This window comes from Pseudomonas sp. HR1 (assembly GCF_030175875.1).
Classification (GTDB): domain Bacteria; phylum Pseudomonadota; class Gammaproteobacteria; order Pseudomonadales; family Pseudomonadaceae; genus Chryseomonas; species Chryseomonas oryzihabitans.
Genome location: NZ_JASNRF010000001.1, coordinates 789,098 through 801,589, shown reverse-complemented (window position 1 = coordinate 801,589; position 12,492 = coordinate 789,098). Strand labels below are relative to the sequence as shown.

Here is a 12,492-nt window from a genome sequence, read left to right as displayed (position 1 = left end):
GGGGACGCCGCCCGCACCAACCGTTACCATGGCCGATCTCTTCCTCGTCTCCAGCGATTCATGGCCAAGAAGTCCAGCAAAGCCCTCTCTACCGCGGTCAATTCCGCTGCCCCCACGCTCATCGACGTGGCCCGGGTCGCCGGGGTGTCGCCGATCACCGTCTCGCGGGCGCTGAATCGACCGGAGATCGTCAGCGAGGCGGCGCGGGAGAAGGTGCTGGCGGCGGTGCAGGCCACCGGCTACGTGCCCAATCTGCTGGCCGGCGGCCTGGCCTCCAATCGCAGTCGCCTGGTGGCGCTGTTCGTGCCGACGATCGTTCACTCCATCTTCGCCGAGACCGTCCAGGCGTTGATGGCACGGCTGTCCCAGGCCGGCTACCAGACCCTGCTCGGCCTGACCGGCTACAGCGCCGAACAGGAGGAGCAGCTGCTGGCCGCGGTGCTGGGGCGCAAGCCCGATGGCATCGTGCTGACCGGTACCCTGCACACCGCCGCCAGTCGGCAGCGCCTGGCCCAGGCTGGCATTCCGGTGGTGGAGTCCTGGGACCTCGGTGAAGACCCCCTGGACATGCAGGTGGGCTTTTCCCACGAAGCCGTGGGGCGCGCCCAGGCCGAGCATCTGCACGCCCGTGGCTATCGGCGCTTCGCCGTGGTCTCGGTGGACGACCCCCGCGCCCTGCGGCGCTGTCGCAGCCTGGTCGCGCGGCTGGCCGAGCTGGGCGTGGCGGAACCACCGCTGGAGATCCTGCCGGCGCCGGCGCTGGTGGAGTCCGGACGGGCGGGCCTGCGCCAGCTGCTGGCCCGTGACGAGGCCTTCGACGTGGTGGTGTGCAGCTCGGACACCGTCGCCCAGGGCGTCATGGCGGAAGCCGCCAGCCGCGGTCTGCGCCTGCCCGAGGACCTGGCGGTACTGGGCTTCGGCAATCTCTCCAGCGCCGCCCAGATGCACCCGGCGCTGTCCTCGGTCAGCGTCGAGGGCGATCGCATGGGTACCCTGGCGGCAGAGGCGTTGCTGCGGCGGTTCGACTTGGGCGATGGTGCCCGGGAGGCGGTGCGCATCGACACCGGTTTCCATATCATCGACCGCGCCACGACCTGACCATCGGTGCTTAAGTTGTTAGACGTCATACTTGTATGGTTGCGCAATCATGCCTTAGTCTTGGGCAAACGCCAGGGCTGAGTCAGGTTGTCGCATCAGGATATGATTGCGCAATCATCCGGTGACTCGCACCTTCAATAAAAACAATCACGCAAGAGGGATCCCCATGGATGCCACAAGACCCACCCGGGTGCGCTACCTGATCCTGTTGATGCTGTTCGTGGTGACCACCATCAACTACGCCGACCGCGCCACCATCGCCATCGCCGGCTCCAGCCTGCAGAAGGACCTCGGCATCAGCGCCGTCACCCTCGGCTATATCTTCTCCGCCTTCGGTTGGGCCTATGTGGCCGGGCAGATTCCCGGCGGCTGGCTGCTGGATCGCTTCGGTTCGAAGAAGGTCTATGCCGGCAGCATCTTCTTCTGGTCGCTGTTCACCCTGCTGCAGGGGCTGGTCGGCGGCCTGCCGGTGGCCTGGGCGGTGACCACCCTGTTCATGCTGAGATTCCTGGTCGGCCTGGCCGAGGCACCGTCCTTCCCGGGCAACGCGCGCATCGTCGCCGCCTGGTTCCCCACCGCCGAACGCGGCACCGCCTCGGCCATCTTCAACTCGGCGCAGTATTTCGCCACCGCGCTGTTCGCGCCGATCATGGGCGGCATCGTCTTCCACTTCGGCTGGGAGCACGTCTTCGTCATCATGGGCGCCCTGGGCATCCTCTTCTCCGGGGTCTGGCTGAAGTACATCCACAACCCCAAGGAGCATCCGCGCATCAACGCCGCGGAGCTGGCGCACATCCGTGACAACGGCGGTCTGGTGGACATGGACAACGGCGCCCGCCAGCAGGGTGGCGGCCCCAAGTGGCACTACATCACCCAGCTGCTGACCAATCGCATGATGCTCGGCGTCTACCTGGGCCAGTACTGCATCAACGCCATCACCTATTTCTTCCTGACCTGGTTCCCGGTGTACCTAGTGCAGGAGCGCGGCATGACCATCCTCAAGGCCGGTTTCATCGCCTCGCTGCCGGCGATCTGCGGCTTCATCGGCGGCGTGCTCGGCGGGGTGATCTCCGACTACCTGCTGCGGCGCGGCCATTCCCTGACCTTCGCCCGCAAGCTGCCCATCGTCTGCGGCCTGCTGCTCTCCACCAGCATGATCTTCTGCAATTACGTCGACGCCGACTGGATGGTGGTGGGCTTCATGACCCTGGCCTTCTTCGGCAAGGGCATCGGCGCCCTCGGCTGGGCGGTGGTGGCGGACACCTCGCCCAAGCAGATCGCCGGGCTCTCCGGCGGCCTGTTCAACACCTTCGGCAACCTGGCCTCCATCACCACCCCCATCGTCATCGGCTATCTCATCGCCGCCACCGGCTCCTTCAAGTGGGCGCTGGTCTATGTCGGGGCCAATGCCCTGGTGGCGGTGTTCAGCTACCTGTTCATCGTCGGTCGCATCCAGCGCGTCGAGCTGCGTACCGCCGATGGCGAGATCCTGGGCGCGACCCAGCCTGACCCGGCCCGGGCCTGAGCCCCGGCAGAGGATAAGAACATGAACCTGATCGATCACCGTGATTCGCCGCGCTACATCAAGCTCCATCCTCAGGACAACGTCGGGGTGGTGGTCAACGAACCCGGCGTGGCCGCCGGCACCGCCTTCGCCGATGGCCTGACCACGGTCGAGGCCATTCCCCAGAGTCACAAGGTCTCCCTGGTGGACCTCAGGGAAGGTGTCGAGGTGGTGCGCTATGGCGAGGTCATCGGCTACGCCCTGCAGGACGTTCCCGCGGGCAGCTGGATCACCGAGGCCCTGCTGCGCATGCCGGAGCCGCCGGCGCTGGACAACCTGCCCAAGGCCACCGCGCCCGGTCAGGTCGGCGAACCTCTGGAAGGCTACACCTTCGAGGGCTTTCGCAATCCGGACGGCAGCGTCGGCACCCGCAACATCCTGGCGGTGACCACCACCGTGCAGTGCGTGGTGGGGGTGCTGGACCATTGCGTGGAGCGGGTACGCAAGGAGATCCTGCCGCGCTACCCCAATGTCGACGACGTGGTGCCGCTGTCCCACAGCTACGGCTGCGGGGTGGCCATCAATGCCCCGGATGCGGTGATCCCCATCCGTACCCTGCACAACATCAGCCGCAACCCCAACTTCGGCGGCCAGGCGCTGGTCATCGGCCTGGGTTGCGAGAAGCTGCAGGCCAGCCAGCTGATGCCGGGCGATGACCTCACCGCCGGGCAGAACGAAGAAGACTGGCTGTTCCGCCTGCAGGACTCGGCCAACGGCTTCGCCGGCATGGTCGAGCAGATCATGGGGCTGATCGAAGCGCGTCTGGAGGTGCTCGATCAGCGCCGCCGTGAAACGGTACCAGCGTCCGAACTGGTGGTGGGCATGCAGTGCGGCGGCAGCGACGCCTTCTCCGGGATCACCGCCAATCCGGCCCTGGGCGTGGCCGCCGATCTGCTGGTGCGGGCCGGCGCCACCGTGATGTTTTCCGAGAATACCGAGGTGCGCGACGGCATCCACCTGCTGACCCCGCGCGCCGCCACCCCGGAGGTAGCCGACGCCCTGATCCGCGAGATGGACTGGTACGACCGCTACCTGGAGCGGGGCATGGCCGATCGCAGTGCCAATACCACCCCTGGCAACAAGAAGGGCGGGCTGAACAACATCGTCGAAAAGGCCATGGGGTCGATCGCCAAGTCGGGTACCAGCCCCATCGCCGGGGTCATCGCGCCCGGCGAGAAGATCCGTGGCAAGGGCCTGTACTTCGCTGCCACCCCGGCCAGCGACTTCATCTGCGGCACCCTGCAACTGGCCGCGGGCATGAACCTGCACATCTTCACCACCGGTCGCGGCACCCCCTACGGACTGTCCATGGTGCCGGTGATCAAGGTCTCGACCCGCACCCAGCTGGCCGAGCGCTGGCCGGACCTGATCGACATCGATGCCGGTCGGGTGGTGAGCGGGCGGCTGTCGCTGGAGGAGATGGGCTGGGAGATCTTCCAGTGCTACCTGGACGTGGCCAGCGGCCGCCGCCAGACCTGGGCCGAGCGCCATCGCCTGCACAACGACCTGGCGCTGTTCAATCCGGCGCCGGTGACCTGATCCTGCCACGGCAATAAAAAAGGCCGACCCCGATGGGGTCGGCCTTTTTTCATGGAGCCAGGAAGCTGGCGTGCGGTCGGCGCCCTAGCGCTGGGCAGTGGCCGCCGTCAGTTGCAGACTGGGCAGCAGGTAATGGCCGACGATGAACAGCGAGCCCTTGTCGCTCAGGTGACCATCATCGATCTGCATTAGGGTGCGGCCATCCGCAGCCCGTACCCGGCAGGCATCCTCGACGCAGAGTCGTTGCACCAGGGAGATGTACTCCAGTCCTGCCGGGAGCCTGGCCTGGCGCATGGCCTGGTCGGTGGCGAGGACGTGGCGATCCAGGGCGGAGTCGGCGATGTGGTCATCGGTGCTGCCCCAGTGGCGGATGGCGATGACGCTGGGCAGCGACGGACTCCACTGGGGAACGGGGCCGAGCAGCACGATGCGCTTGACGCCATAGCTTTGCAGACGCTCGGTGATGGCGTTCCAGTCGGTCTTTTCGTGGTCGGCCTTCTGCGCCATGACCACCACCTCCGGACGCAGGCGCTGAATGGCTTCCAGGGCGGTGCGATTGGAGTAGTTGCAGGTCACTCGCGTCTCGGTTTGCCGACCCATGTCGTCGGTGAGGCGCGGCTTGCAGCTCGCCGAGGCCACCTGGTAGTAGGGCAGGCCGGCCGGCAGCAGGCTGCGCAAGCCGAAGGACAGGGCCTGGGCATGGGAATCGCCCCAGACGAAGAGACCACCCTTGCCCTGGCCGTGGGTGCAGCTGGGGTCGATGGCGTCCTGGTGGCGTTGGGTAAAGGCCGAATAGGCGTCGCACTTGAGCCAGTAGAGGTCGTGGAGATTCTTCTGGCGATCCAGGTATTCCTGCACGAATTGCGCGCGGTCCGACTGGCTGATGCTGCGCAGCGGCGTGATGGCACCGTCGGTGGCGTTCACCGCGCCCGCACTGAGGAACAGGGTGGCGAGCAGGCCGGTGCCGGTGGCCAGCGCTGCACCGCTCTGGCCCTTGCGGCGCGAGGCACGGGTCTCCACCAGGGTGTAGGAAGCCCAACCCAGGGCGAAGGAGGCGGCGATGCCCAGCAGCAGGTGCGGCGTCTTGTCGAGCAGGCCGGCATAGCTCATGAACACCACCACCGGCCAGTGCCAGAGGTAGAGCGAGTAGGAGAGGGTGCCGGTCCACTGGGAGAAACCGTTGCCGGTGACCAGCGAATCCTGGCGGGCGGCCAGGATGATGGCGGCAGTGCCAAGCACCGGGATCAGCGCCAGATAGCCCGGCCAGACATCGCCTTCGGCGAGCGTCAGGAAACCCACTGCCAAGGCGATCAGCCCGGCGCCTTCCAGCAGCCGGCGCGAGCGGGCGGCGAGTTGCAGCGGGAAGAGATAGGCGACGCCGCCCACCATCAGCTCCCAGGCACGGGTCGGCAGCAGATAGAAGGCCGCTTCCGGCCAGAGCAGGGAGGCGGTGACGGCGAAGGCGAAGCCGGCCGCGGTGGCGAGCAGGATCAGCACCCGCAGGGTCTTGAGCGACACCAGCTTGGACAGCAGCACCAGGATCAGCGGATAGACCAGGTAGAACTGCCATTCCACCGACAGCGACCAGGTGTGCAGCAGCCATTTCTCATGGGCCGCGGCGGTGAAGTAGCCGGCTTCCTTCCAGTAGACCAGGTTGGAAACGAAACCCAGGCTGCTCGCCACGTGCTTGCCCAGTTCGCCATAGGCGTTGGGCAGCAGGAAGAACCAGCCGGCAATCAACAGCACGGCGCAGAGTACCGCCAGCGCCGGCACGATGCGGCGGACGCGGGACAGGTAGAAGGCGGACAGGCGGAAGCGCTGCTGTTCGAGGGCGCGAAAGATGATCCCGGTGATCAGGAAGCCGGAGATGACGAAGAAGACGTCGACCCCGGCGAAACCGCCCGGTAGCCAGTCGGCATTGAAGTGGAAGAGGACGACGGCGATCACGGCGATCGCGCGTAGCCCATTGATATCTTTCCTGAAGTCCATGAGCGGCATCCGGGCAGCAAGGGGAAGGCGAGAGAAGGAGGCGTCGGGCTAGGCGTGGGGGGCCAGGGTTTCCGGTGCCGGGCGGACCAGGTGCAGGCCGGGGTCGGTCTTGGGCTTGAGCAGCAGATAGCCCAGGGTGATGCCGATGAACAGGTTGGCCACGCCGATCTCGAAGAGGTCGGTGGTCCAGCCGATCAGGCAGAGACAGAAGGCGATGGCCAGCAGAGTTTGGCTTTCACGGTCGCGATTGAGGTACAGACGGATGAACAGCGGCAGCTGCAGGCAGTATAGAGCGATGCCGACCACGCCGAACACGCACCACAGATAGACCACGCTGCTGTCGCAGTTGACCATCAGGTCCAGGCCTGGCACCGGGAAGGCGGCCATGGTGCTGCCGAACATGCCGAAGCCGGCGCCGGTCAGGGTCCAGCCGGGTTCGCTCATGACCTCGACCACGTTGGGCCAGGTGTTGACCAGGCGGTCGTAGAAGGAGGCCAGGCCGCTGTCGCTGGTGACCACATGGGGATCGAAGTCGCGGATCAGGCTCAGGATCGGCAGCAGCAGGCCGCCCACCACGCCGAGCAGCAACAGCAGGTAGGTGGACCACGGGAAGCGCCGGCCCAGCATCAGCATCAGGGTGAAGGCGAAGGCCGCAGCCGGGGCCTTGCTGGTGGTCAGCAGGATGCCGAACAGGCCGGTCAGGGCCATCAGCAGCCAGAGCGTGTAGGAGCGCGCGAAATAGGAGAGATAGAGGCAGTAGACGGCGATCAGGGCGGCCAGGACGTTGGACACGCGGGCGAAACCGGCGATGCGGTCGGCCTCGCCGGCCATCCAGTTGGTGTTGCCGGCGATGTCGTTGCCACCCAGGGTGTAGCTGTAGCCCTTCCAGGGGACGGAGGTGTACTTGTCCAGCAGGATGCCGATGAGCGAGGCGATCAGCAGACCCAGCACCACCCGGCCGAGCAGGCGTCGCTGCTCCAGCAGCTCGCGGCCGCAGAGCAGGCCGAACAGCAGTGGGCTGTAGACGAACAGCGAGAAGAAGACGTTGTTGATGCTGGCGCCATGCAGCAACGCCAGGGCCGCATAGGCCGGGATGCTGAGCAGGGCCACCCAGAGGATGCGCGGTAGCTTGGCGGTGGCCAGTTGCAGGGCGAAGAGCGCCAGGCAGGCGATCTTGGGCAGGTAGATCAGCGCCGAGGCACCGGCCATGTCGAGGTAGTAGCGCAGGGCGCCGGAAAAGGTCTCGACGAACAGCAGCGAGATGGCGGTCCAGACCGCGAGGGTCGAATAGCGCCAGGACAAAGCCTGCTGGAACGCCGATTGCGGGGGGGCGACTACGGCCGACATGATCATCATCCCTGGGTTGATGCCGAGGCAGCGGGCCGTGGGCGGCCGCTGCGCTGACGTGAAAGGCGCGAAAGCGATAACCAGCGCGAGGGCTCGCCACCTTGGCGTTGTCCCTGGGCTGGATGAGGTCTGCAAGCGAAAGGCAGGCACGCTACCGCCCATGGCGGTCAGGAACGGCCACGGGCGACAGGTGGAAAAAGGTACGACGCGGGGATGATAGCGGAGGGCTTCCGGCGCCTGTCAAACGGCGCCGGGCCGACCGGAAATCCTCAACGCGGATATCAGAAGCAGGCCACAAAAAGCCCGCTACTTCACCATCCGCCAGGTCAGGGGATAGCGGTAATCGCGGCCCTGGTTGGCCTTGATGCCGGCGATCACCGTCAGCACGAAGGCCACGCAGGCCACCAGCAGTATCAGCGGAAAGCCGATCAGCACCCACACCAGCAGCCAGCAGATCATGTGCAGCAGGGTGACGGTGAGCTGGAAGTTCAGCGCCTCCTTGCCCTGGCGGTCGATGAAGGGGTCGTCCTCGCGCTTGAACTGCCAGACCACCAGCGGACCTATGACGTTACCGATGAAGGGCACCACGAAGCCCAGGAAGGCGGCGTAGTGGCAGAGCATGGCCCAGCGCCGGGCTTCGGCGCTGGGGGCGGGGACGAGATCGTGCATGAGCGGGCTTCCTTACTCGCCGCGCAGGGCGGCTTGCTGGAGCTCGAACAGGTCGCGCAGGCCACCCTGGGCCAGTTCGAGCATGGCGTTGAGTTCGGCCGGCTGGAAGGGCGCGCCTTCGGCGGTGCCCTGCACCTCGATGAAGCCACCGGCGTCGGTCATGATCACGTTGAGATCGGTCTCGGCGGCGGAGTCTTCCAGGTAATCCAGGTCGAGCACCGGGGTGCCCTGGTAGATGCCCACGGAGATGGCGGCCACCATCTGCTTGAGCGGATTGCCCTTGAGGTTGCCGCGGCGCTTGAGCGCGCCCAGGGCATCGACCAAGGCCACGCAGGCACCGGTCACCGAGGCGGTGCGGGTACCGCCGTCGGCCTGGATCACGTCGCAGTCGATATAGATGGTGTTCTCGCCCAGCTTGGACAGGTCGACGGCGGCGCGCAGCGAACGACCGATCAGCCGCTGGATCTCCAGGGTCCGACCGCCCTGCTTGCCCTTGGCGGCTTCCCGCTGGTTCCGCTCGCCGGTCGCGCGCGGCAGCATGCCGTACTCGGCGGTGAGCCAGCCCTGGCCCTTGCCCTTGAGAAAGCGCGGCACCCCGGCCTCGACGCTGGCGGTGCAGATCACCTTGGTATCGCCGAATTCCACCAGGACCGAACCCTCGGCGTGCTTGGTGTACTGACGGGTGATGCGGATGGGGCGCAGCTGATCGGCGGCGCGGCCACTGGGACGCTTCATTGCGGGCTTCCTGTAAGGCGTAGATATCAGGTCCATAGTATAGGGAGCGTCCGGCTCATGCGACACGGATGCATTGGGTCGCTCCGATCAGGTGCGCTAGAATCGTGCGTTTTACATGCGTGGTCGCTCGGGATCGCCCCAGATCCACGCATCGTCAGACGAGGATCCTGCCATGGTGCACAGCATGACGGCGTTCGCCCGGGTCGAGCGGCCGGGGCCCCAGGGCACCCTGAGCTGGGAGTTGCGCTCGGTCAATCACCGCTATCTGGAGCCCCACCTGCGGCTGCCGGAGACCTTTCGCGATCTGGAGTCCGGCGTGCGCGAGGCGCTGCGCCGGCGCCTGTCGCGGGGCAAGCTGGAGTGCGTGCTGCGCGAGGAGCGCGACGAGAGCTTGGCCCTGCGCGTCGATGCCCGCCGCGCCGCGCAGCTGGTGGCCGCCGCCGAAGACGTCGCCGCGCTGATCGCGCGCCCGGCCAAGCTCGATCCCCTGGCCGTGCTGGCCTGGCCCGGGGTGCTGGCGGGCGCCGAGGTGGATGGCGCCGAACTCAAGGCCCAGACCCTGGCGCTGTTCGAGGCGGCTCTGGATGAATTGCTCGACGGCCGGCAGCGCGAGGGCCGCGAACTGGCGCGCCTGATCGAGGAACGCCTGGACCAGGTGCTGGCGGAGGTGGCGACCCTGCGCGCGCTGCTGCCCGAGCTGCTGGCCCTGCAACGGCGCCGTATCCTCGAGCGCTGCGCCGAGGCGGGCGTCGAGTTCGAACCGGCGCGGCTGGAGCAGGAACTGGTGCTGCTGGCGCAGAAGAGCGACGTAGCCGAAGAGCTGGATCGTCTGGAGACCCATGTGGCCGAGGTGCGGCGGGTCCTGGCGGGCAGCGGCGCGGCCGGCCGGCGGCTGGATTTCCTCATGCAGGAACTCAATCGCGAGGCCAATACCCTGGGTTCCAAGGCCATCGACGCCCGGGCCTCCCAGGCGGCCATCAATCTCAAGGTGCTCATCGAACAGATGCGTGAGCAAGTGCAGAACATCGAATAGGCGGACCTTCATGACAGCCCTTCCCGGCACCCTCTACATCGTTTCCGCGCCTTCCGGCGCCGGCAAGACCAGCCTGGTCAAGGCCCTGCTGGATGCCCTGCCCGACATCCGCGTGTCGGTCTCCCACACCACCCGCGCCATGCGCCCGGGTGAAGCCGACGGGGTGAACTACCACTTCGTCGATTGCGCGACCTTTACCAACCTGCTCGAACACGGCGACTTCCTCGAGCACGCCGAGGTGTTCGGCAACTACTACGGCACCTCCCAGGCCGCCCTGGAGCGCACCCTCGCCGAAGGCCACGACCTGATCCTGGAAATCGACTGGCAGGGCGCCCAGCAGGTCCGTCGCAAGCTGCCCCACGCCCAGTCGATCTTCATCCTGCCGCCGAGCCAGGCCGCCCTGCGCCAGCGCCTGGACAACCGCGGCCAAGACAGCGCCGAGATCATCGAGCGCCGCATGCGCGAGGCGGTCAGCGAGATGAGTCACTATGTCGAGTACGACTACCTGATCATCAACGACGACTTCGCCAGCGCCCTGGAAGACCTCAAGTCGATCTTCCGCACCCGCCAGCTGCGCCTGGATCGTCAGCAACGCCGCCACGACGATCTGCTGGTGGATCTGCTGGGCTGATACCTGCCTCGCGGCCCGCGCCTTCAGCGCGCGGGCTGTCCGCTCCCCGCGTGGCCGCCGGCAGGACGTCCGGCGCCCTTCCAAAGCCATGAAATATCTCGTTACATTTTTTCTGGGCCTTGGCTTGGGCGGCTGGCGCCTGTCGATGTTTTGGCAGTCGCGCTATTTATCTGGTTTTACACAGACAAGATTGATCATCCGCTGACGGTTATTGGCTCTGCTCTAATGTAAGGTCGCTTTTTATATGCTTATTTAAAAGCATCAAAACAGCGACTTTCTACCGGCTTTCGCCTGCTCGCCATTCGTTACTATTTGTTTAAAGAAACTTTGGCTAGGCTTTTTCCGGACGACTAGCGAAGTTGCCCGTGGGCTAAAGGCGGGCATTTAGCTATCAAGGTCGTTGCTGTTAGCGGTTGTCTGATTACCTGAGCACTGTCAGGGAAACAATTATCGGAACTGACTTCGGTAAAGGGTTTCCTGCTGTCCGCTAGAACTGCCAGAGCCGCGTAGTTGAGCATTTCGCGGGAGCTTTCGGTATTTCAGTGGGACTTTCATTTTTGACATGACTGTCGTAACAGGAGCGTTCGATATGAAATTAAAACCTGTGGCCACGCTGATGTTGGCAACGCTGTTGGGTACTACCGCCCAGGCAGCAGAGTCCTTGAGTACGGGTCCTTACTTGCGGCTCAAGGTGCTGGGCAATACCGGATTCGTCCTCAATAGATTGAAGGCGGAAGACACCAAGATCGTCACGGGTGGTGAATACGACTATCTGGTGGTCGGGCCCAATGTGCAGGTCGACGGCAACGTCAAGAAGGAGATCAACGACGCCCTTGATCAAGGCAAACGCGTGATCTTCGACAATCAACCCGGTCAGCACCTCGCCAGTGAGAACGCGGCCCTGGCGCTGGGCATGACCGTCGAGGCGGATGCCCTGATGGTGAAGAAGCCGGAGAAGGACACTGGCCTGCTGATAACCCCCGTCGATCGGCCCACGCGCGCCGATGCCCTGTCCGCGAGCAAGGCCCAGAGCAACAAGCAGGATCAGGCGAGCAACACCATCGAAAACGTCTTCGGACTTTGAGGGACCAAAGCCATGAATACCTTTGCGAAATCCACCCTGGTTGGCGCGCTCGGCTTTCTGCTGTCGACCGGTCTGGTGCAGGCCGGCGAGTGCTTCACCGACCACACCGAGCCCGCCATCCTGGGTGACGGTTCCCGGGCCTTCGCCACCCAGCAGGCAGGCAAGACCTGGGAGGATTGGATCTGGCGCGGGCCGATCTTCCGCTGCTCGACCAGAGGAACCATCGACTGCACCTACACCTGGGGCGAGACCAAGACCTCCAGCTACGGCTGGTCGGTAGGGGTCAAGATCAATCCGGAGAAGCTGCCCTTCATCGGCAAATACCTGAGCATCCTCGGCGTCGACGGCAGCTACAAGCAGGATCGCACGATGAGTACCGCCTTCACCTGGGGCGTGAGGATAGAGCCGGGCTACAAGGCGCAACCCATTCAGGTGGTGGAGCGACGCTGGAAAAGCGGCAAGTTCCGCGGCGCCTGGGTCCGCACCGGCAGTTGTTCGCGCGGCATCGGCAACCCCCCCGGGATGCACTGGTACGACTGGGATTCCAAGCGGGTGATCAGCAGCTGGAGCGGTAGCGTGGAGGTGAGCAGATACGCCACCTACCACGTCTATCGCTAGGCCTGCGCCCGCGCCAAGGCCGGGTCATGGCGACCCGGCCTTGGCCGTCGCGGTGGCTGCTGGTCGAGTACCCAGGCAGTCCGCCGCCAACGCTCGTCAAAACCGCTCTTTGGATGGATGGCGATGGGGGCCTGGCTGATCACACTTAGCACGGGCCGTCCGTGCGCGACGCCCTCCTTGCAGTA

At 65.5% G+C, this 12,492-nt stretch carries 11 protein-coding genes; 7 read left to right on the top strand and 4 right to left on the bottom strand.

Annotated features, from left to right (window positions below):
* Positions 1 to 60: 60 nt before the first annotated feature.
* The 3 genes from QKY98_RS03655 (at position 61) to garD (ending at position 4,201) form a co-directional block, all read left to right on the top strand.
* Positions 61 to 1,098 carry a LacI family DNA-binding transcriptional regulator gene (locus tag QKY98_RS03655; RefSeq protein ID WP_027600363.1) on the top strand — a complete coding sequence of 346 codons (1,038 nt, stop codon included), beginning with the start codon at positions 61 to 63 and terminating at the stop codon, positions 1,096 to 1,098.
* 166 nt (positions 1,099 to 1,264) lie between these two features.
* Entirely contained in the window at positions 1,265 to 2,623 is a 1,359-nt protein-coding gene (locus tag QKY98_RS03650; protein ID WP_007161423.1) for an MFS transporter, read from the top strand.
* A gap of 21 nt (positions 2,624 to 2,644) precedes the next feature.
* Positions 2,645 to 4,201: a galactarate dehydratase gene (gene garD, locus QKY98_RS03645; protein WP_284670347.1), complete on the top strand. Its 1,557-nt coding sequence runs from the start codon at positions 2,645 to 2,647 to the stop codon at positions 4,199 to 4,201.
* Between the two features lie 84 nt (positions 4,202 to 4,285).
* On the opposite strand, the gene QKY98_RS03640 is transcribed toward garD, so the two are convergent.
* The 4 genes from QKY98_RS03640 to rph form a co-directional block, all read right to left on the bottom strand.
* Positions 4,286 to 6,190, bottom strand: a complete 1,905-nt coding sequence (locus QKY98_RS03640) for an acyltransferase family protein (protein WP_284670346.1) — start codon at positions 6,188 to 6,190, stop codon at positions 4,286 to 4,288.
* A 48-nt stretch (positions 6,191 to 6,238) separates the two neighbouring features.
* Positions 6,239 to 7,537, bottom strand: coding sequence for an O-antigen ligase family protein (locus QKY98_RS03635; protein WP_169854378.1), 1,299 nt, complete (start codon positions 7,535 to 7,537; stop codon positions 6,239 to 6,241).
* A 306-nt stretch (positions 7,538 to 7,843) separates the two neighbouring features.
* The gene (locus tag QKY98_RS03630) at positions 7,844 to 8,206 is read right to left on the bottom strand and encodes a DUF4870 domain-containing protein (RefSeq protein ID WP_284670345.1); all 363 of its coding nucleotides are present in this window, start codon (positions 8,204 to 8,206) and stop codon (positions 7,844 to 7,846) included.
* Positions 8,207 to 8,218: 12 nt separating this feature from the next.
* Positions 8,219 to 8,941 (bottom strand): ribonuclease PH, encoded by a 723-nt coding sequence (gene rph, locus QKY98_RS03625; RefSeq protein ID WP_017639344.1) that lies wholly within the window; start codon positions 8,939 to 8,941, stop codon positions 8,219 to 8,221.
* A 172-nt stretch (positions 8,942 to 9,113) separates the two neighbouring features.
* Here rph and QKY98_RS03620 point away from each other — a divergent pair, with 172 nt between their 5' ends.
* The 4 genes from QKY98_RS03620 to QKY98_RS03605 all read left to right on the top strand — a co-directional run bounded on the left by QKY98_RS03620 (position 9,114) and on the right by QKY98_RS03605 (position 12,307).
* On the top strand, positions 9,114 to 9,974 hold the full coding sequence (locus QKY98_RS03620; protein WP_284670344.1) for a YicC/YloC family endoribonuclease: 861 nt from the start codon (positions 9,114 to 9,116) through the stop codon (positions 9,972 to 9,974).
* A 10-nt stretch (positions 9,975 to 9,984) separates the two neighbouring features.
* Positions 9,985 to 10,605 (top strand): guanylate kinase, encoded by a 621-nt coding sequence (gene gmk / locus QKY98_RS03615; protein WP_007161416.1) that lies wholly within the window; start codon positions 9,985 to 9,987, stop codon positions 10,603 to 10,605.
* 589 nt (positions 10,606 to 11,194) lie between these two features.
* A complete protein-coding gene (locus QKY98_RS03610) occupies positions 11,195 to 11,689 on the top strand; it encodes a hypothetical protein (protein WP_139346894.1) in 495 nt (164 codons plus the stop codon).
* A 12-nt stretch (positions 11,690 to 11,701) separates the two neighbouring features.
* Positions 11,702 to 12,307 (top strand): hypothetical protein, encoded by a 606-nt coding sequence (locus QKY98_RS03605; protein WP_042135254.1) that lies wholly within the window; start codon positions 11,702 to 11,704, stop codon positions 12,305 to 12,307.
* Positions 12,308 to 12,492 lie beyond the last annotated feature (185 nt).

What these genes read in the sequence shown, in the direction of transcription:
- QKY98_RS03605 (WP_042135254.1), top strand. Translation starts at nt 11,702, where the DNA reads ATGAATACCTTTGCGAAATCCACCCTGGTTGGCGCGCTCGGCTTTCTG.
- rph (WP_017639344.1), bottom strand. Translation starts at nt 8,941, where the DNA reads ATGAAGCGTCCCAGTGGCCGCGCCGCCGATCAGCTGCGCCCCATCCGC.
- garD (WP_284670347.1), top strand. Translation starts at nt 2,645, where the DNA reads ATGAACCTGATCGATCACCGTGATTCGCCGCGCTACATCAAGCTCCAT.
- QKY98_RS03640 (WP_284670346.1), bottom strand. Translation starts at nt 6,190, where the DNA reads ATGGACTTCAGGAAAGATATCAATGGGCTACGCGCGATCGCCGTGATC.
- gmk (WP_007161416.1), top strand. Translation starts at nt 9,985, where the DNA reads ATGACAGCCCTTCCCGGCACCCTCTACATCGTTTCCGCGCCTTCCGGC.
- QKY98_RS03620 (WP_284670344.1), top strand. Translation starts at nt 9,114, where the DNA reads ATGGTGCACAGCATGACGGCGTTCGCCCGGGTCGAGCGGCCGGGGCCC.
- QKY98_RS03650 (WP_007161423.1), top strand. Translation starts at nt 1,265, where the DNA reads ATGGATGCCACAAGACCCACCCGGGTGCGCTACCTGATCCTGTTGATG.
- QKY98_RS03635 (WP_169854378.1), bottom strand. Translation starts at nt 7,537, where the DNA reads ATGTCGGCCGTAGTCGCCCCCCCGCAATCGGCGTTCCAGCAGGCTTTG.
- QKY98_RS03655 (WP_027600363.1), top strand. Translation starts at nt 61, where the DNA reads ATGGCCAAGAAGTCCAGCAAAGCCCTCTCTACCGCGGTCAATTCCGCT.
- QKY98_RS03630 (WP_284670345.1), bottom strand. Translation starts at nt 8,206, where the DNA reads ATGCACGATCTCGTCCCCGCCCCCAGCGCCGAAGCCCGGCGCTGGGCC.
- QKY98_RS03610 (WP_139346894.1), top strand. Translation starts at nt 11,195, where the DNA reads ATGAAATTAAAACCTGTGGCCACGCTGATGTTGGCAACGCTGTTGGGT.